General features: G+C 60.5%; 20 protein-coding genes and 2 pseudogenes. 5 read left to right on the plus strand and 17 right to left on the minus strand.

Going from position 1 to position 17,028, the window contains the following annotated elements; all coding sequences use genetic code 11:
• Positions 1-167: 167 nt before the first annotated feature.
• The 7 genes and pseudogenes from AC1RM7_RS15730 to AC1RM7_RS15760 all read right to left on the minus strand — a co-directional run bounded on the left by AC1RM7_RS15730 (position 168) and on the right by AC1RM7_RS15760 (position 3,343).
• Positions 168-332, minus strand: coding sequence for a hypothetical protein (locus AC1RM7_RS15730; RefSeq protein WP_006019841.1), 165 nt, complete (start codon positions 330-332; stop codon positions 168-170).
• A gap of 313 nt (positions 333-645) precedes the next feature.
• Positions 646-1,206, minus strand: a complete 561-nt coding sequence (locus AC1RM7_RS15735) for a hypothetical protein (protein ID WP_492839258.1) — start codon at positions 1,204-1,206, stop codon at positions 646-648.
• Positions 1,207-1,346: 140 nt separating this feature from the next.
• The gene (locus AC1RM7_RS15740) at positions 1,347-1,961 is read right to left on the minus strand and encodes a hypothetical protein (RefSeq protein WP_081758717.1); all 615 of its coding nucleotides are present in this window, start codon (positions 1,959-1,961) and stop codon (positions 1,347-1,349) included.
• Positions 1,962-2,126: a hypothetical protein gene (locus AC1RM7_RS15745; protein ID WP_160166466.1), complete on the minus strand. Its 165-nt coding sequence runs from the start codon at positions 2,124-2,126 to the stop codon at positions 1,962-1,964.
• 193 nt (positions 2,127-2,319) lie between these two features.
• Positions 2,320-2,424: pseudogene (locus AC1RM7_RS15750) on the minus strand (IS1595 family transposase); the annotation flags it as partial.
• A pseudogene (locus AC1RM7_RS15755) lies at positions 2,405-2,518 on the minus strand (transposase); the annotation flags it as partial. The pseudogenes AC1RM7_RS15755 and AC1RM7_RS15750, both read right to left, overlap by 20 nt.
• A gap of 141 nt (positions 2,519-2,659) precedes the next feature.
• Positions 2,660-3,343 carry a response regulator gene (locus AC1RM7_RS15760; protein WP_343299546.1) on the minus strand — a complete coding sequence of 228 codons (684 nt, stop codon included), beginning with the start codon at positions 3,341-3,343 and terminating at the stop codon, positions 2,660-2,662.
• Between the two features lie 142 nt (positions 3,344-3,485).
• On the opposite strand from AC1RM7_RS15760, the gene AC1RM7_RS15765 reads away from it, so the two are divergent.
• Positions 3,486-3,728 (plus strand): hypothetical protein, encoded by a 243-nt coding sequence (locus AC1RM7_RS15765; protein WP_006019837.1) that lies wholly within the window; start codon positions 3,486-3,488, stop codon positions 3,726-3,728.
• Positions 3,729-3,828: 100 nt separating this feature from the next.
• Here AC1RM7_RS15765 and AC1RM7_RS15770 read toward each other — a convergent pair whose 3' ends face one another.
• The 3 genes from AC1RM7_RS15770 to AC1RM7_RS15780 form a co-directional block, all read right to left on the minus strand.
• Positions 3,829-4,062, minus strand: a complete 234-nt coding sequence (locus tag AC1RM7_RS15770; RefSeq protein WP_024921673.1) for an RES family NAD+ phosphorylase — start codon at positions 4,060-4,062, stop codon at positions 3,829-3,831.
• Positions 4,063-4,504: 442 nt separating this feature from the next.
• Positions 4,505-6,088 carry an MDR family MFS transporter gene (locus AC1RM7_RS15775; protein ID WP_024921674.1) on the minus strand — a complete coding sequence of 528 codons (1,584 nt, stop codon included), beginning with the start codon at positions 6,086-6,088 and terminating at the stop codon, positions 4,505-4,507.
• Positions 6,089-6,280: 192 nt separating this feature from the next.
• Positions 6,281-6,799, minus strand: coding sequence for a YcgN family cysteine cluster protein (locus tag AC1RM7_RS15780; protein ID WP_006019833.1), 519 nt, complete (start codon positions 6,797-6,799; stop codon positions 6,281-6,283).
• 323 nt (positions 6,800-7,122) lie between these two features.
• Between AC1RM7_RS15780 and AC1RM7_RS15785 the strand changes: the two genes are divergently transcribed.
• The 3 genes from AC1RM7_RS15785 to AC1RM7_RS15795 are packed head-to-tail and all read left to right on the plus strand — an operon-like array spanning position 7,123 to position 10,559.
• Positions 7,123-9,393, plus strand: a complete 2,271-nt coding sequence (locus AC1RM7_RS15785; RefSeq protein ID WP_024921675.1) for a transglycosylase domain-containing protein — start codon at positions 7,123-7,125, stop codon at positions 9,391-9,393.
• Between the two features lie 24 nt (positions 9,394-9,417).
• Positions 9,418-9,996 carry a DUF1214 domain-containing protein gene (locus AC1RM7_RS15790; RefSeq protein WP_006019831.1) on the plus strand — a complete coding sequence of 193 codons (579 nt, stop codon included), beginning with the start codon at positions 9,418-9,420 and terminating at the stop codon, positions 9,994-9,996.
• Positions 9,993-10,559 carry a DUF1254 domain-containing protein gene (locus tag AC1RM7_RS15795; protein ID WP_006019830.1) on the plus strand — a complete coding sequence of 189 codons (567 nt, stop codon included), beginning with the start codon at positions 9,993-9,995 and terminating at the stop codon, positions 10,557-10,559. Before AC1RM7_RS15790 ends, AC1RM7_RS15795 begins: the two co-directional genes overlap by 4 nt.
• Before the next feature lie 69 nt (positions 10,560-10,628).
• Here the strand turns inward: AC1RM7_RS15795 and AC1RM7_RS15800 are convergent, their stop codons facing one another.
• The 4 genes from AC1RM7_RS15800 to AC1RM7_RS15815 all read right to left on the minus strand — a co-directional run bounded on the left by AC1RM7_RS15800 (position 10,629) and on the right by AC1RM7_RS15815 (position 12,934).
• A complete protein-coding gene (locus AC1RM7_RS15800) occupies positions 10,629-11,246 on the minus strand; it encodes a TerC family protein (protein WP_024921676.1) in 618 nt (205 codons plus the stop codon).
• A 221-nt stretch (positions 11,247-11,467) separates the two neighbouring features.
• Entirely contained in the window at positions 11,468-11,809 is a 342-nt protein-coding gene (locus tag AC1RM7_RS15805; RefSeq protein ID WP_024921677.1) for a hypothetical protein, read from the minus strand.
• Positions 11,810-11,941: 132 nt separating this feature from the next.
• Positions 11,942-12,670 carry a hypothetical protein gene (locus tag AC1RM7_RS15810; protein ID WP_006019827.1) on the minus strand — a complete coding sequence of 243 codons (729 nt, stop codon included), beginning with the start codon at positions 12,668-12,670 and terminating at the stop codon, positions 11,942-11,944.
• 57 nt (positions 12,671-12,727) lie between these two features.
• Positions 12,728-12,934 carry a hypothetical protein gene (locus tag AC1RM7_RS15815; protein WP_006019826.1) on the minus strand — a complete coding sequence of 69 codons (207 nt, stop codon included), beginning with the start codon at positions 12,932-12,934 and terminating at the stop codon, positions 12,728-12,730.
• 126 nt (positions 12,935-13,060) lie between these two features.
• On the opposite strand from AC1RM7_RS15815, the gene AC1RM7_RS15820 reads away from it, so the two are divergent.
• Positions 13,061-14,056: a DUF2336 domain-containing protein gene (locus AC1RM7_RS15820; protein ID WP_024921678.1), complete on the plus strand. Its 996-nt coding sequence runs from the start codon at positions 13,061-13,063 to the stop codon at positions 14,054-14,056.
• Positions 14,057-14,058: 2 nt separating this feature from the next.
• Here AC1RM7_RS15820 and AC1RM7_RS15825 read toward each other — a convergent pair whose 3' ends face one another.
• The 3 genes from AC1RM7_RS15825 to AC1RM7_RS15835 all read right to left on the minus strand — a co-directional run bounded on the left by AC1RM7_RS15825 (position 14,059) and on the right by AC1RM7_RS15835 (position 16,944).
• Positions 14,059-14,406, minus strand: a complete 348-nt coding sequence (locus AC1RM7_RS15825; protein WP_024921679.1) for a DUF1491 family protein — start codon at positions 14,404-14,406, stop codon at positions 14,059-14,061.
• A gap of 86 nt (positions 14,407-14,492) precedes the next feature.
• Positions 14,493-15,122, minus strand: a complete 630-nt coding sequence (locus AC1RM7_RS15830) for a peptidoglycan-binding domain-containing protein (protein ID WP_024921680.1) — start codon at positions 15,120-15,122, stop codon at positions 14,493-14,495.
• Positions 15,115-16,944, minus strand: coding sequence for a PAS domain-containing sensor histidine kinase (locus AC1RM7_RS15835; RefSeq protein WP_024921681.1), 1,830 nt, complete (start codon positions 16,942-16,944; stop codon positions 15,115-15,117). Before AC1RM7_RS15835 ends, AC1RM7_RS15830 begins: the two co-directional genes overlap by 8 nt.
• Positions 16,945-17,028: the final 84 nt, after the last annotated feature.

Below are 17,028 nucleotides of genomic sequence, written 5' to 3' on the forward strand. Positions count from 1 at the left end.
GAAAGCTCTCACTGAAACGAAAACGCCGCGCTCAAGGCGCGGCGATCAACCGATTGTTGCTGTCATTGCCAGCCTTGACCCGGCAATCCATCTGCTTGAGAAAGCTGTCCGGTGAATGCGCGGATCAAGCCCGCGCATGACACTCAGAGCGGGCTCCTTCAGCGTGCCTACGTCCTGAAGAAGACGAACCAGATAATCGCCAGCACGAAGATCGCGGCGATGGTGCTGACGGTCAGCAGCGCCAGGACGGACGGTCCCGGCTCCGCCTGCCGCGCTTCGGTCGGCGTTTCGACAACCCGCCGATGGCCTTCTGCGTGTTCGACTTTTGCCATTGCGTCCTCATTCACTGGAATGCGCGAAACGGCCCGCGCAGCATATGAAGGGAAACGCCCGATGGCAGATGAGGTTCCTGATCGAACCGATGCCGCCGCGTGCATGTCTCTCAGGCACAACTCTGGAGCATGTCAGAACCGTACTGCGGGAGCGTTACGCTGTCAAGGACTATTTTCCTAAAAATATCGTTGACACCAAAATGTCAGAATGTAGTACTGAGGCCACCGCGAGGCGGCTTGCCCGCCCGATACTGAGATTGAAATAACGCCCGAGATGGTTGAGGCGGGTTTGCGCGTGCCTTAGATAGCTGCGCTATTGAGAACCCGATGAAGGCTGACCGGTTAGTGATCCAAAATACTCAGCGAGCGGCGATGCCTCTGGCTGATCGACGGCCCTCATAGCCTTGAAAAGTTCGTATAACTCGTTTGATATTTTTTCTTCTTTTTCGCTGAAGTCTCTAAGTTCGTCCATCGTTAGGGCCGAATATTTTTTTGCCTTTGACCGAGTGTCAAGTTCACTCGGCTTTAAGCCCCAGTTTTTTGAGTCGCTCGCCCAAACGGTATGGTGAGCTAACCGGACTCTGACCTCATTAAGCATGCGAAGGCGCTCGGCCTTCCTATTCCAGCTAGTCGCGAACTGCTCGTATTTCGGATCGCCTGCTATCAACTCTGAAACGACGGCAAGCCAGGTATTGAAGTTCATAATTGAGTACAACACCAAGCCCGCCTTTTCTGCGCTCGTATGCATCGCTAAGGCGAAGATGCGGACAATGGTTGTTTCCATGTGAGCCCATGAGGAAATGGACTGTCCGACGCCTGTATAGTATCTTTCGCGGTACTCCCACGGCGGGTCTAACTTTACATTGTTCGTCATTGGTTGAAGTCCTTGATTAGAAAAAAGACGATCAATACAGCAAAGAAGAATCTGAGAAGCGTATGACGGCGGCATTGCGTGGCGCGCGCATAGCACAGCCGAAGCCGCTTAAAGATAAACCGAAAAAACGAAATACCAAATCAAACCGGCGGGACAAAAGACTCTAACTGATCGGGCGGCACTCGAAAAACGCCCTTGATACATTTTTGATCGCAGACACTGATTTGGATATGTGTCTTGGCCTTAAAACCAGCGCCCGGATATGCGTCTCTTCCTTCAGTGAAGACACCCTTCACTGTCTGAAATGGCGTTTCATCTACGAGCGCTCTCATTCCGTGTAGATAATTGATGACTGCGCAATCCAAGCGTCGGAGAAGCAAGTCATCTCCTAATTCGTTTATAGGCATGTCTCTGTCTGCGGCTTCAAATAGAGCGCTCATTTCGAAAAAGGATGTTTGAACGGCTTTTAATCCTGTCGAAGAAAGCAAATCGAGACAGAATCCGAGATCGATTGCTGCGCCTATTACATACGGCTCTTCAATTTCATTAGCCGTTCCCCTTCGACGCTTTTGCAGCTCGTAAGCGAACTCTAGACCACGAACCGGATTAGCTTCCCAAAAATAAATCCCTGAACCTAGCCAGTCGTAATCATTCTCGCTCGGCTGGAATGCCTCTTGGCCAGCCAAAATCCGTTCAGCGACTGCGCGGTCGCAGCCGTGATAACCAAGGACAAAATTACTTGATAGTTGGTGCAATTAGGCCGCGTTTTTGGATTTGGCGTAAGGCTTCTTCAGTTCGCCATTTTCATCCAAAAAACCAAGTTCTTGCAAAAGTTTTAGCGCAGCCGCAGGCGTGGGCGCGTTCGCAATGCGCTTATTCCTTATAGCCTCAATAAACTCTCGAAGTTCTTGTTCGCTCATGTTTGCTACCTGTAGCAACTCTGACGAGTCTGCTGTCTGTAGCTATACAATAGATGAATATTCTAAAAGTTCAATAATCAGTCTAGAACCAACAAGGATGTATCAGGGGCCTTTGGAGAATAATTTCCTCCAAATCAGCCCTTTCGCCAATATTTGACGAACTTAGCCTGGGGTTTTGGCAGCTTCGAGCGCCGCCGCGCGTATATTCTTTGCGCGAGTGATTAACGGTCTCATGGGTTGCGAACTCCGCGCCCACTTTCGTGTAGAGGCGGCTTTCGTCAGTATGCAAACGGGTCTCGCTCGCGCTTCGTCGCGTAGGCATGGCCGATCGCGCCGCAATGCGTGCAGATCGGACCCTTGGGCCACATGGTCTGCTCCAAAAAGGCGCCAGCTGCGGCATCGTTATTGAAGTGCGCTTAGGTATAGGCGGTCATTGGCTCTCTCCTGAGCCAATTAACACCGGATTGGGCCTGTGGTGTCAACGATATACTAGGACTACTTTCCCATAATCAATCCTGCTCAAATCCGGTCCGTCAGTGCACCGTGTGCCGCTGGCGCGAAATCTCGGCCTGCCGCAAAATTTCAAGCGGCAGCCACGGCTTTTGCATGAACATGGTATTGTCGGGGACATCCTCGATGGCTTCCTCCGATGTCACGATGACATCGATATGCGGAAACCGCTCCATCGCGATCCACGCCAGTTCGATTCCCGACATCTCGCCGTGAAGATCCGCGTTGGTGAACATCAGCATCAGGTCCCCGCCGGTTTGTTCAAGCACGGCGGCGGCCGCCTCGGCGCTCCTGCACTGAATGACGTTGAGATCGCTCTCTTCGAAAATCAGGCTGACGAGCTCCCGCTGCAGCTGATCGTCTTCGACGACCAGCACAGTCTGTTTCAGGGCGTGTCCCATGGGGTCTCCCCTTTCTATGAAGAAAGGCAATGCACGAAGGCAGGAGAAGTTCGCCTGATGCCGAGGAACCAAATCAGCAATGTCACGTTTTCCTTCGCGATACGAGCTACACCATCGAGGTACATCGTGAAGCAAACCGTCGATCGCGTGATGAAGGCGTTCGTACAAAAGCATAAGGCGATGACGCCCGAACAGGAGCGCCGCGTTCGCAATGAGGTTTCCGATTTCGTTGCGAAACTTCTCGAGAAGCGCGCGTCGCAGCTCACCAAATTCGGCAATGCGCGGCTGCGGGAAACAGAGCCGCATATTTAGTTCTCATTCGACAAAAGCTACCGCAAAACTGCATACCCGCCGGACCGAGGCGGGTTTTTCATCGCCGAATGGAACTCCGCGGGAGGAACCGGAATCCTCGAAAGCCGTTTCCACCTCACAGTGTGGAGACCCGATCATGACAGCTCAAGAGCATGTTCTCGACGCGGTTCTACGGGCACAGGGCGTTCTGGCCGACTATATCGAACCAGGCCCGCGCGACTGTGCCCAGACGCTTACCAAGCTTTACGCGATCTTCGCTGACGACAGGCTGACCAACGCCGTCAACACTCTGAATCTGGAAGCCGTTCACGCGGCGATGGCGTCGGCGGATACGTCCAAGCAGATATTCACCTCTCCTCGTCGTCGAACCAGCGGTTGACGCGACCGCCATTCGTATCGCGCGCCGCTCCTGCGGCCACATCGTATGGGATAGCGATGAGCAATCTGGATTGTGGTGGCTCGCAACACGATTGGTGGCACTAAGACGCGCTCACCCACCTCTCCTCCTTGTAGTCGAACCAGCGGCTGAAGCGCCTGCCGTCCCATTCGTATTGCAGATGCCGCTCCTGCATGGGAACGCCGGCGACATCCGGCCAGAACGCGGCGATGCATGAGCCGCCCTCGTCCCGCACGCTGGGATAGACAATGCCGTCGCTGCCGTCGCCGGAATGACACTTCTGGAGCATGCCGGGACCGTAACCCGGCAGCGTCACGCTGTCAAGGATTTATTTCCTATTCCATGGACAGCCGCGCGGCCCATCCGGCGTCGGTCGCATCACTCAGTGACTTCCTCTTCAAGAAGTAGCCGCGCGGGCCGGGATGCAGACTCCCCTCGCAATCCGCTGCGGAATACGCCTCTCGCAATAGCTGTTGCAAATTGTCCCGTTGAGCCTGGTGCATTTCGCCATGCACGCCTGATAGGTGCAGCTCACACCCGAAGGCTGGGAGGCAGCCGCCGTTCCCGGGAATGAGGTTGCACTTGCGATCAGATGCACGATCAGCCAGGCCGAGTTCAGCATGCCACTGCTCCGTTCGCGGAGTGCAGCACGACAGGGCGTCGCGTGCAACGCAGCCGGACACCTTGTTGCCATTCCCGCCTTATGCGCCGAAGTTTGTCACCGTTTCGCCTTATTGCGCAAACAGCGGGATCAATCCCTACTCCGCCATCTCGGCGGGGGCCTGTTGCGGCCCGGCCAGCGGGCGCTCTTCCATCAGGATCACCAGCGTCGCGGCGGTCGTCAGCAGAACAGCGGCGGCGGCGAACACGTAGCGGAACGCGACGATCATGTCGCTCGCGGCGATCGCATGCTTCGAGCCGATCTGATGTTCGGCGCCGATGGTGAGGTTGCCGCCGAGCACCATCAGCAGGATCGCCGTGAAAACCGCAACGGTGAACGACGCCATCAGCGAGCGGAAGAAATTCATCGCCCCGGTCGCCGTGCCGACCTGCATGCGCGGCACTGCGTTCTGGATCGACACAACGCTGACCGGAAACACCGTGCCGAGACCCACCGCCATGAACGACAACGCCGCGAGCAGTTGCCACAGCGGCAGCGGCGTCGCCACTGCGAGCGCTGTCGCGGCACACGCTGCGATGGTCACACCGCCGATGGCCGCGCGCTTGTAGTGTTTGGTGAACATCATCGCGCGGCCCGCGGCCCATGCACCGAGCACCGACACCGCGACCAGCGGAATCAAGGCGAGGCCCGCTTCACTCGCGGAAAGCCCGTACACCACTTCGTAATACAGGGGCATGTGCACCGTAAGGCCGATCATCGTGCCGATGGCGCAGCCGCCCGCCGCCATCGCGTACGGCACCACCGATCCCGACAGCAACGGAATCGGCAGGAACGGTTCACTGGTGCGCTTCGCATGCCAGACAAATGCGACGCCGAGAAAAAGTGCCGATCCGATCATTGCGATAACCGCGGGCGATGCCCATGCGAGGCGGTTGCCGCCCCATGTCAGCACCAGCATCACGATCACGGCGGACGCCATCAGCAGCACGCCGCCAAGCCAGTCGACCTTGCGCCTGCGGTGGAACACCGGAATCTTCTTCATCTTCGGCAGCAGCAGCGCCAGCGACAGCGCACCGAGCGGCAGGTTGATCCAGAAGATCACCGACCAGTGCAGATGCTCGGCGAACAATCCGCCGAGCACCGGGCCGCCGATGCCGGCCGCGACCCACACCGACGAGAAATAGGCCTGGTACTGGCCGCGTTCGCGTGGTGTCACCACGTCGGAGATCACCGTCTGCACCAGCGGCAGGATGCCGCCGCCGCCGAGGCCCTGAAGGGCGCGCGCGAGAATCAGCGTCAGAATGTTCGGCGCGATGGCGCACAGCACGGAGCCCAGCAGGAACAGCGCCAGCGAGACGATGATCATCGCGCGGCGGCCGTAGATGTCGCTCAGCGTGCCGTAGACCGGCGCGACCGCCGTTGATGAAAGCAGATAAGCGGTGATGACCCACGACAGATTGCTGACGTCGTGAAACTGCCGGCCGATGGTCGGCAGCGCGGTCGCTACAATGGTCTGGTCGAGGGCGGTGAGGAACATCGTGAGCATCAGGCTCAGCAGGATGGTCCGCACTTCGCTCTTCGAGAGCGGCGGCGCCGGCACGATCGGCGGCGCTTCCGACAGATCGATCACTTCGGTGGCGATGTTGGCAACGTCGTCCGGTGTATCCAGCGCCTGCGCCTCGTCGGCCATATCGCCGCGCTGTCGATGTGTCTCGGTCATGAGGCTGGACGAGGTCCGGAAAATGTTTCTGAAGAAGGATCAAGCCGCAAATGACTTGAACTCGAAATGTACGGGATGACACCAGTTTTATCCTGTTTCGCGCGGCTTCATAAGCGGCGCAGGCGCATGGGTGCACCGCGTGGAAGGACCATCACGTGGGCGTTATCCGGCGCCTGATATACCGTGGATAGGTTACTTGGACGGCGGCCGCTGCTTCAGCCGCGCCCGCTTCGGAATCACGCCGGGCCATTGCACGATGTGGTCCTCGAGATCGGCTTCCTCGATCTCGTCCTCGCTGCCCCAGACCCTGCCCTGCACCGAAACGCCGGCTTCATGGACGGTGTTGGGGTCGCCGGAAATCAGCGGGTGCCACCAGTACAGATCGCGGCCCTCGGCCACGAGCTTGTAGCCGCAACTCGGCGGCAGCCAGTTCAACGTCCGGACGTTCTCCGGCGTCAGCCGCACGCAGTCGGACACCTTGGCCGACCGGTTGGGATAGTCCTTGCAGGCACACAGCCCGGCATCGAGCAGCCTGCAGGAGATGTGGGTGAAATAGATCTTGCCCGTATCCTCGTCTTCCAGCTTTTCCAGGCAGCAGCGCGCGCAGCCATCGCACAGGCTTTCCCACTCGCTGTCGGACATCTCCTCCAACGTCTTGGTTTTCCAGAAAGATTCGCTTTGGGTCGAGGGCGGCCGAGGCCGGGCTGTCATGGCTTTGAACCTGCTGGGATCCTGAAGCGTCCTTACGCTAATATGGTGCTTTATGAGCCTTGGCGGCTGTTGCGCAAGCGGCAAGATGCCGGTCGATGTTGCCGGCGCTGAAAAGCGTGGGCAGCATTCACCGTCATCATTAAAAAACCAACGCGGCCATTGGTTTATGGTTCATGGTCGGCTAGAAGATGGCGGATTCCCGCTGGCAAAATCGGCCCTCCGATCGCCTTGGGGATGCCGCAAATTGATCAGCATCGTTTAACCAGCGCTTTTCATCCGGCGACTCGTGATCCCGTTTCGCCGCGTCATTATCAAGGGTTCCGGTGCGCCAGATCGTACCCAGCGAGTGGAAGAAATGGTTCCGGCACTTCCTGCTGGACCTCGACGCGCGAATTGATTCCTCGCTGTTTAATTCGGCTGTCGGCCTGCGCGAACTCTGGGAGCGCTATTCGACCTTCATGGATCGCTTCTATGTCGGCCGCTGGAAGCGCTGGGTTTTCATCGAGCCGCTCTCCGAAGGCGCAACCATCGGTCTCGCCGGCCTTGTTCTGATGCTCGCGCTGGCCATCCCGGCATTTCGCGAAACTTCCGATGACGACTGGCTGAAGAAATCCGATCTCGCCGTGACATTCCTCGATCGCTACGGCAATCCGATCGGCAGCCGCGGCATCAAGCACAACGATTCGATTCCGCTCGAAGATTTCCCCGACAACCTGATCAAGGCCACCCTCGCCACCGAGGATCGCCGCTTCTACGATCACTTCGGCATCGACGTCGCCGGCACGGCGCGCGCTCTGATGACCAACGCGCAGGCGGGCGGCGTCCGGCAAGGCGGCTCATCGATCACGCAGCAGCTCGCGAAAAACCTGTTCCTCAACAACGAGCGCACCATCGAGCGCAAGGTGAAGGAGGCGTTCCTTGCGATCTGGCTGGAAACGCGGCTGACCAAGAACGAAATCCTGAAGCTCTATCTCGACCGCGCCTATATGGGCGGCGGTACCTTCGGCGTGGACGGCGCGGCGCACTTCTATTTCAACAAGTCCGCACGCGACGTGAACCTTGCTGAAGCCGCTATGCTCGCCGGCCTGTTCAAGGCGCCGACCAAATACGCACCGCACATCAACCTGCCCGCTGCCCGCGCCCGCGCCAACGTCGTGCTCGACAATCTGGTCGACGCCGGTTTCATGACCGAGGGCCAGGTGTTCGGCGCACGCCGCAATCCCGCCAACGCCGTCGACCGGCGTGACGAGAACTCACCCAACTATTATCTCGACTACGCCTTCGACGAGATGCGCAAGCTCGTCCTGACATTCCCGAAGTCCTATATCGAACGTGTCTTCGTGGTCCGCACCGCAATCGACATGAACGTGCAGCACGCCGCGGAAGCCGCCGTCGAAAACCAGTTGCGCCAGTTCGGCCGCGACTATCACGCGACCCAGGCCGCCGTGGTTCTTGCCGATCTCGATGGCGGGGTGCGCGCCATGGTGGGCGGCCGCGACTACGGCGCCAGCCAGTTCAACCGCGCTGTCGATGCGATGCGCCAGCCCGGCTCCTCGTTCAAGCCTTACGTGTACGCCACTGCGCTGATGAACGGCTTCACGCCAAAATCCATCGTGGTGGACGGCCCGGTTTGTATCGGCAACTGGTGCCCGCAGAACTACGGACGTTCGTATTCGGGTTCGGTGACGCTGACGCAGGCGATCACGCGCTCCATCAACGTCGTGCCCGTCAAGCTGTCGATCGCGATGGGCGGAAAAGGTGGCCCGCGCGCCGGACGCGCGAAGATCGTCGAGACGGCGCGCAAGATGGGCATCACCGCTCCTCTGGTCGATACGCCGTCGCTGCCGATCGGCTCGACCGAAGTGAGCGTCGTCGAGCATGCGGTCGCTTACGCCACGTTCCCGAACAAGGGACGCGCGGTGAAGCCGCATGCCGTGCTCGAAGTCCGGACCGGCGCAGGTGATCCGGTCTGGCGCTGGGACCGCGACGGCAGAAAGCCGACGCAAGCCATCCCGGCATCGGTGGCTGCCGACATGGCGGAAATGATGAGCCACGTGGTCGACGAAGGCACCGCGCGGCGCGCCCAGCTCGACGGCATTCCCGCCGCCGGCAAGACCGGTACGACGAACGCGTTCCGCGACGCATGGTTCGTCGGTTACACCGGCAACTTCACAGCAGCCGTGTGGTACGGCAACGACGATTACTCATCGACCAACCGCATGACCGGCGGCTCGCTGCCGGCGCAGACATGGCACGACGTCATGGTCGTCGCGCACCAGGGCGTTGAAATCAAGGACATTCCCGGCATCGGCGCCGGCAAGAAGCGGCCTGACGCTGTTGCTTCGGCCAACGCGAACGCGAAGGCCTCCGAGGTCAATCCCGGTCCTCCTCCGGTGCTGACCCGGCGTGGTGCTAATATCCTGGTGCGCGTCGAGAAGTTGTTCGATGATGCCGCCAAGACCGTCGCCGTGCCGGGCAAGACGTCCTCGAATGACAACGGCAAGCCGGCGCCGGCCTCCAGCGTGGCTTTCCCGGACAGTTTCGCATCGGCAACCGATCAGCCTGCGGCGGCCCAGCCGCCCCGCAAGAACTAACCGCGTCATGAGTGCGCTTCGATCGTGCGGCTGATCCTCATCACCCTTGTTACACTGATCATAGCAACCATCGTCGGCCTCGGTGCCACATGGATGACGGCGACGCGTGGCGTCGATGTCGGCACCATCAAGATCGGCGCGTGGACCGCCCGGCCCCGGACCGGGACCAGCAGCATCGACCCCTACTCGCGCGCCTCCGTCGCCCGCAGTGGCGAGCTTCCGGTCGGCACCGGTGACGGCGTGTTGTTCACCGCAAACAGGGACGATGCAGGCCGCGCGCTCGACGGACGATGCGATGTGGTCGTGAAAGGCGTGACGCCTGCTGCGCGTTTCTGGACCATGACGATTTACGATACCAAGGGCCAGCTCGTCGCCAATTCGCTCCAGCGTTACGGATTCACCAGCCAGGAAATCGTTCGCGGCTCGGACGGCAGCTTCGAGGTCCGGATCACCTCTCGCGCGCGCGCCGGCAACTGGCTGCCGACCGGCGGCCTTGACCGGTACATGCTTGTGTTGCGGCTCTACGATACGCCGGTCGGCGTCGGAACGCGCACGCAGAAGGATGCGCCGATGCCATCGATAAGCACGGTGAGCTGCCCATGATCCGCTGGCTTTTCGCAATTCTCGGCGGCGTGCTGCTCGGCGGCGTGGTTCACCTCGTGAGTGTGTTGGTGCTTCCGCGGGTCGCGACGCTCGACGCCTATTCGCGTCTCGCTCCGATCACCAAACTGAATGCCGTGACGGCATTGCCGGCAGCCGCGCCGGGCAGCGCTCCGATGCCGTTCATGGACCCCGCCTTCGCCAGCGCCGCCTGCCGCTACGATCTTTCCAGCGGTCCGCTCAAGCTCACCGTTCCGGTGAGCCAGGCCTATACCTCGGTGTCGTTCTACACGCGCAACGATGTCGCCTACTACGCGATCAACGATCGCTCCGCAGGGCGGCGCGTGATCGAGCTCGACCTGATGACAGAAGCACAGCACGCCGAACTGCCGGAAGACGAAGAAGTCACCGCGGCCGACCGCCTGATTATCGACTCGCCAACCACGACCGGTCTCATCGTGCTCAAGGCGCTTGCGGCAGAGCCCGGCCTGATGCCACAGGCGCAGGCCTCGCTGGCGGCGGCAAAATGCGGCCTGCAAACCGAAGCACCGCAAGCCAAGCGGTAAACTCCAGATCAGCGACACAGGTAACGCCGCCCGCAACAACAGGATTGCGGGCGGTACTACCGATGTCGTTCATTTCAGGTGTGGCCAGATCTCCAGAGCGCCGCGATAGATCATCTCGCCGGCGACATAGAGAATAACCGCGAGGCCGACATAAGCGATCCAGCGATGCTTCTGCAGCAGCTTGGCGATAAACGACGCGGCAAGACCCATCAACGCTATCGACAGAGCCAATCCAAAAACCAGCACCATGGGATGCTCGCGCGCCGCGCCGGCGACAGCCAGTACGTTGTCGAGCGACATCGAGACGTCGGCGACAATGATCTGCCATGTGGCCTGGGCCAGGGTCTTGGTCGGGGCTCCTGAGGTCTCACCATCAGGCGTCATAACGTGCTGCTCATGCCCGGCGCTCAGCTCACGCCACATCTTCCAGCAGACCCACAGCAGCAGGATGCCGCCAGCGAGCAGCAGACCGACAATGGCCAGGAGCTGGGTCGTAAGAGCTGCGAAGACAATTCGCAGCAGTGTCGCGGCGCCAACGCCGATCAAGATCGCCTTGTTGCGCTGCTCTTTTGGCAGACCTGCAGCAGCAAGGCCGATGACGATGGCGTTGTCGCCCGCAAGAACAAGGTCGATGAGTATGACCTGAACAAGTGCGGTCAGGGCTTCGGGTGTGATAAATTCAAACATAAGCCGGGCTTCCCTATTTTGTGGAAGAGCGGCCCCTGTCACAGGCGAACACGATGCAGCACAACAAGCATCACGCATCGACTTTTCAGTCAGTGCATCACGCTGCCGGACAACAGCCGTATAGTTTAAAGGGCCACTCCAATTGAATTCCAGTCCGACATCGCAGCTTCACGCTGCCAGAGGGGCCCGGCCTGGTCGTCTAGCTTCTAAAACGTCTCCCGTTACTTGGAGTCAGTTCTGCGTTCGAACAGATGCTCGAACAGTTGTGCGACCTGCTCCGGTTCTCCCAGCACGGATGCTGCGCAACCGGTGATAACGAGGCCGCCGGCGACATCCCAGAGATTCAAATTCTCCGTGTTTTTCTTGGTCTTGACCGACAGCGCCGCGATCGCGGCGAGAGCTGCTGCCGCGAAAAACAGCACACTGAGCGCGGGTAGGACCAGATGCGGTTCAAGCGTGTAAACAATGAACAACGCAGGCACAGCAACGGCGAAACTCAGCGCAATCAGAGTTCCAAAAGATCTTCCGAGAAGAAACAATCTTTCGACCGGGGAACCTGTCATTCCATACCCCATCTTCATCTCAGGGCAAATCAGTTGGTTCGATGTCTTGAAAAAACAAACAACTGATTGCAGGCGGACTCAACGCGGCGTTCCGCCGCGTGTCGGAACGTCGCAGAGATTCTGTATTTTGATTTAACCGCCGACGCGCAGCGCGCGGCCGACAACAGGCGTCGCCTTGATCCACAGTTCCGATGCGCGCTGGGACAATTGAACGATCAGACGATCGGCATCCGCCGCCATCGGATCAGGCGCCTGAATCACCAGCCGGTCCAGCGCCCACCGATACGACGCCACGCGCTGCTGCAGACACTGCTGCGCCCACTGCACGACCAGAACGTTCTCGCGCATTCGCGCCTGCGCGTCATCGTATTCGCGCGGTGAGAGATCGGCAACGATGCCGAGCGCCTTGTTGCGCTTGATATCGAGATCGTTGACTTTCAGGGCGACAGGAATGAACTGATCCAGCATCACGCCGTCGTTGCGCACATCCTCGATCAATCCCCCGTAAGCCGCAGCCTGTGACCGGTGCGGCTCGTCGATCATCCGCCGTCCATAGAGCGTCCGATCGAAGACAACGTTCTGCCGCCAGGGCGCGGGTATTTTTTCGTAATCGCCGAACACTGCTTTCCATGCCGGGTGTGAGTGCGGCGGCTCGATGAAGTAATAGGCAAGATCGCGCAGCGACCGCTCCAGATCCGTCAACTGGAATTGCGACGGATAGCCGCCCAGACTCTTGGTCGCCTCAGCGCCGACCCATCTGTGCATGTCTTCATGATAGAACGTCGAGCGGGTGCGGCCGAAATCATCGCTCGGGCAGGCGAGGCTCGCAACGAATGGCAAAAGATAGAGCGGATTACACATCGCGGTCCGGTCTGAAAGCGTTGCCGATCCGGCGAGCCTTTCGCCGGGAAAACCTGTTCAGGAACGCGCCCTGCGCTTGCGGCGGCGTCCCGGAGCCGTTCCCTCCCCCGGTCCGACTCCATCGCTGGTTTCGTCAGCGTAGCGCTCGATCCGGATGGCTGGGAGAATCAGGATCGTTGCCGTTCCCTCGCGCGGGACCATGTTCATGTCCGGCCCGGCGCGCCGCGCCGCTGCATCAGCCGGAAATTCAACAATGATGCCCATATCGATCTCTCCTGACCGCCTGCTTCCTGCGCCGGCGGCACCCGGCCATTAAGAGTGGTCATGGTTAATGGGTTGTTAACAGGCGATCGATAACGTTGGGCCCAGACTTAAACCCGTGTATCCGGCATGACGACACCTCCGATGTTTCACGGCTTCGATGGCCTGATGACGCTGTCCCGGCGCGAGGGCGTCGACATTCGCCCGACGCTGCTTCGCGTGCTGACCGACCTTTACGTCCAGACCAGCGACCACACCCTCGACGAGGAGCGGCAGTTCGCCGAACTGGCCACGCGCCTGATCGATGAGGTCGATGATGCCACCCGCGCGGCGGTGCGCGCCCGCTTGGCGATCTACCCGAACACGCCGCGTGAAATCGCCTGGAAGCTGCAACTGAAACACACGACAGACAGCCGGGTCGTTGTGCGGGACGACGAGCACATCCTTGACGACACGCTTGAGATCGACCCCGCGGCAGACTTCGAGATCGTCTCCGACTCCGAAGCGCCCGCCGCCCCCATCTTGCCCGCGCCGACCCTGTCGATGCAGCCGGACGATGCAGCAAAGCTGATCGATATGTTTCTGGCCGCCGACAAAGGCCACCGTGCTCAAATGCTGTATGGCCTGACCGATACGCCGCTGAAACCGTCGACGCCGGTCGATCCGCGCCGCGCCGCGCGCGCGGTCACAGCGCTTGAGCAGGCCGCGCTGGCGGCCGATTCCGCTGGCTTCGCCGCCGAACTCGCCGACGCGCTGATCCTGACGTCGCGAGTCGCCACCCAGATCGTCAACGAACCGGGCGGCGAGCCCCTCGCCTGCGCGCTCAAGGCGCTCGGCATGCCGGGCGAATCGTATCAGCGCGTGCTGCTGTTCCTGAATCCGTCGCTCGGCGCGTCGGTCATGGAGGTCTACCGGCTGGCGCGCCTCTACGAGGTCATCGAACTGCGCACCGCACTGATCATGCTTGCCGCATGGCGCGGCTCGGCACTTGCCACCACGCGGGCAAAATATCGCCCTGCACTTTATGACGACGAGCGCCAGCGCGCCCGCTCAACATCCCGGCAATCGCGGCCCGCAGCCCAGCCGGCGACGCGCGTCACTACCCGCAACACGTCTCGCGGCTAGGTTTACGTCTTCGCTATATCGAGGAAGTGACGGCCTTCCTTGTCCTCGACTTCCACAATCCAGACATCCGGATCGAAACCGATCTCCTTCGCAAGACGCGCTTCGATGACCTGCTCGTCGACAGCTTGCGGCGGCGACTGAATGAAGGCCCGTTCCATGGGGTGGCTGTCGTCGTAGGCGGTTTGCGGCGCCGGAACGAACAACATCGCCGTGCCATTCATCAAGGCGATCTTCACAAATACCGCGCCGGCCTCCTCCGCTCCGCGACGCCGGACCGCGCCGAACATGCCGACGCCCTGGCATCGCCGCAGATAACCTGCGACCCATATGGATGTTTTCAGACGAGACATGAGGCTGGACCGACCGGGCGAATGGAAGACAGAGAGGTGCTACCATAGTCGGAACGCGGCCTGTCTATCCATTTAAGAGGGGCCGCCTATTCGATCGGCCGTCCCGTCAGAACGGTCAGATCGCGAATCAGGCGGTCGGACAACTGGCCGGTGACTGGCATCTTGCGATCCCGCTCGAACTTCTGGATCGCGGCCTGCGTGTCGGTGCCGACAACGCCGGTAGGTTTTAGCTGGCCATAGCCGTACTCGGTCAAGGCACGCTGAACGGCCGCGATACGCCGCGTCGACACGATCAGATCGCCAACCGGATCGCTCTTGGCCGCGTGAACGACGGCCGGAGGCCGCGGCGCGGCAGACGTTGCAGCCTGCTTCGCTAGCGCAGGCGATTCCAAAGGCTTCTCGACAACGCGCGCTTCCGCCTCAGGCGGACGAACGCGCGGCAATGGCGCGGGAGCCGGAGCAACCGCCGGTAGTGACGACACCGAAGCGGCGCTGAACATCGGCGATGGATGACGCCCGGCCTGCAGGAACATCGCATTGGTGACGATGGCGATGACCGCCGCGAGCGCCGCCGTTGCCGCCAGGGTGTCCTTCGGGCTGTGCAACAGAACGCGCATGATCAGGCCACGCTCGGACTCGGCCTCGACCGCCGCAACTGCGGAGGCGCGACGGCGGCGGCGTGGTTTCTCGTCGTCTTCTGCGATCTGTCTAGGCACTTTTCTTCACCTGATAGTCTTGATGTTCGGCGCGCTGGGGCGCTAGGGTCGCGATATTACTGGGCTTCTCGGCCGGCGGCGTGAACGTGATCGGCAACGCCACCGTGACCGTCGTGCCTTCGTCGATCTGGCTTTGCACCGTCATCTCACCGCCGTGCATGGCAACGAGGCTCTTGACGATCGAGAGGCCAAGTCCGGTGCCTTCGTGGCGGCGCTGATAGGTTTTTCCCGCCTGAAAGAACGGATCGCCGATCCGCTTCAGATCCTCGGCGCCGATTCCGACACCGCTGTCGATCACGCGAACCAGCAGGCGCGCACCTTCGATCCCGGCGGTGACGGTGACCGTGCCGCCGCGCTCCGAGAACTTGATCGCATTGGACAGCAGATTCAAAACCATCTGCTTGAAGGCGCGCGGGTCGCCGGTGATCTGCGGCAAGTCCGCCGGCGCGCGCGTCACGACATCGATCCCGTTTTCGCGTGCTTTCAAAACCATCAGGTTGCAGCAACTGACCAGGGACTCGCGCGGCGAGAACAGTTCGGGAAGAATCTCGAAGTTGCCGCTTTCCATCTTCGACATGTCGAGAATGCCGTTAACCACCGACAGCAGGTGCAGACCGGATTCGTTGATCAGCTTGGCGTACTCCTGCCGCCTTGCCGCGTCGATCATCATCTCGTCTTCGCGGACGATCATCTCCGAGAATCCGATGATGGCGTTCAGCGGGGTGCGCAGTTCATGGCTCATCGTGGCGAGGAAGCGCGATTTGGACGCGCCTGCCCGCTCAGCCTCCATGTGAGCATTCTCCAGCGCCTGCTCCTGGAGCTTGCGCTCGGTCACATCGCGCATCACCGCAACCACTTCGACACCCGGATCGGTCAGCGATCGCGACGTCGCATCGATCGGGCGGCAGCGCATTTCGATCCAGATGAATTCGGTGGCCGGTGGCCGCTCATGATCAAAGCTGCGTACAGCATCCCGCTTGACCCGAAACTCGACGCTGCGCTCATCGCCGCTGCGCGCGGCCTCCGAGAGAGCGGTCAGATAGGCCGGCCGGTCGGCCACATGAACACGGTCGAACAGACCATGCTCCTGAAGCAATGCCGCAGGTGTGCCAAGCAGCGCTTCCGCTGCCGGCGAAATAAACCGGATCGCGCCATTTCGGCTATGCCGGGAAATCACGTCGCTGATGTTATGCGCGAGCAGCCGATAGCGCTCCTCTTCGACCATCAGCAATTTTCTGCTCATCTGCGCCAGCGACTCCGCGCTGAACGCCAGAGCCGACGCATAGATCGTTGCCGAGGCAATGCCGAGCGCATCGAAAAGCGAACTGTATGAAGCAGGCACTTTGGAAGCCGGAAGCGCGCCGAAAGCGTCGATCATGACGAGACCCAGCGCGCAACCGAGCGCCAGCACGACGGCAATGACAACGGCACGCCGCGAGGCGGACAGCGCCGCATCGAGCGGAACGGCAACAAGCCAAATCGCCGCGAACGACGAAATTCCGCCGGTATTGATGCAGACCGCCATGACCACCGCCGCCAGCGCGGTCGACGACAGAATATGCGCGCGCTCATAATGACCTGTGCGCGACAGATAATAGGAGACGAGTATGGGCGCGATCAGCCACGCGAACACCATGACCTCGACTTCCTGCGGAGCGCCGCGAACCGCGAGATAGAGCGGAAGCGATGCAAGCGCTGCAAGGCCGCCGAGCAGCCGCGGCCCGATGAAAGCGCGATGGCGGGCTCTCGTCATCAAATCCCGCCGCGCCGATGGATGCAGCAGCGAGTCCAGATGATCACGTATGATGGCGGACAATCTCACGTTGTTCTCACTGTTCGGCCGGTCGTCGTGTCGACTGCCGGAACGCCCCCGTTTTTCGTTTGGCCGATGGTGTCAGAGTGAACT

The sequence above is a fragment of the Afipia sp. GW822-FHT03D08 genome, assembly GCF_058801645.1.

Coding starts and splice junctions, on each gene's coding strand:
- AC1RM7_RS15820 (WP_024921678.1), top strand. CDS start 13,061: ATGACGACACCTCCGATGTTTCACGGCTTCGATGGCCTGATGACGCTG.
- AC1RM7_RS15780 (WP_006019833.1), bottom strand. CDS start 6,799: ATGACAGCCCGGCCTCGGCCGCCCTCGACCCAAAGCGAATCTTTCTGG.
- AC1RM7_RS15805 (WP_024921677.1), bottom strand. CDS start 11,809: ATGACAGGTTCCCCGGTCGAAAGATTGTTTCTTCTCGGAAGATCTTTT.
- AC1RM7_RS15775 (WP_024921674.1), bottom strand. CDS start 6,088: ATGACCGAGACACATCGACAGCGCGGCGATATGGCCGACGAGGCGCAG.
- AC1RM7_RS15825 (WP_024921679.1), bottom strand. CDS start 14,406: ATGTCTCGTCTGAAAACATCCATATGGGTCGCAGGTTATCTGCGGCGA.
- AC1RM7_RS15745 (WP_160166466.1), bottom strand. CDS start 2,126: ATGAGCGAACAAGAACTTCGAGAGTTTATTGAGGCTATAAGGAATAAG.
- AC1RM7_RS15810 (WP_006019827.1), bottom strand. CDS start 12,670: ATGTGTAATCCGCTCTATCTTTTGCCATTCGTTGCGAGCCTCGCCTGC.
- AC1RM7_RS15735 (WP_492839258.1), bottom strand. CDS start 1,206: ATGACGAACAATGTAAAGTTAGACCCGCCGTGGGAGTACCGCGAAAGA.
- AC1RM7_RS15815 (WP_006019826.1), bottom strand. CDS start 12,934: ATGGGCATCATTGTTGAATTTCCGGCTGATGCAGCGGCGCGGCGCGCC.
- AC1RM7_RS15730 (WP_006019841.1), bottom strand. CDS start 332: ATGGCAAAAGTCGAACACGCAGAAGGCCATCGGCGGGTTGTCGAAACG.
- AC1RM7_RS15765 (WP_006019837.1), top strand. CDS start 3,486: ATGACAGCTCAAGAGCATGTTCTCGACGCGGTTCTACGGGCACAGGGC.
- AC1RM7_RS15795 (WP_006019830.1), top strand. CDS start 9,993: ATGATCCGCTGGCTTTTCGCAATTCTCGGCGGCGTGCTGCTCGGCGGC.
- AC1RM7_RS15800 (WP_024921676.1), bottom strand. CDS start 11,246: ATGTTTGAATTTATCACACCCGAAGCCCTGACCGCACTTGTTCAGGTC.
- AC1RM7_RS15760 (WP_343299546.1), bottom strand. CDS start 3,343: ATGCGGCTCTGTTTCCCGCAGCCGCGCATTGCCGAATTTGGTGAGCTG.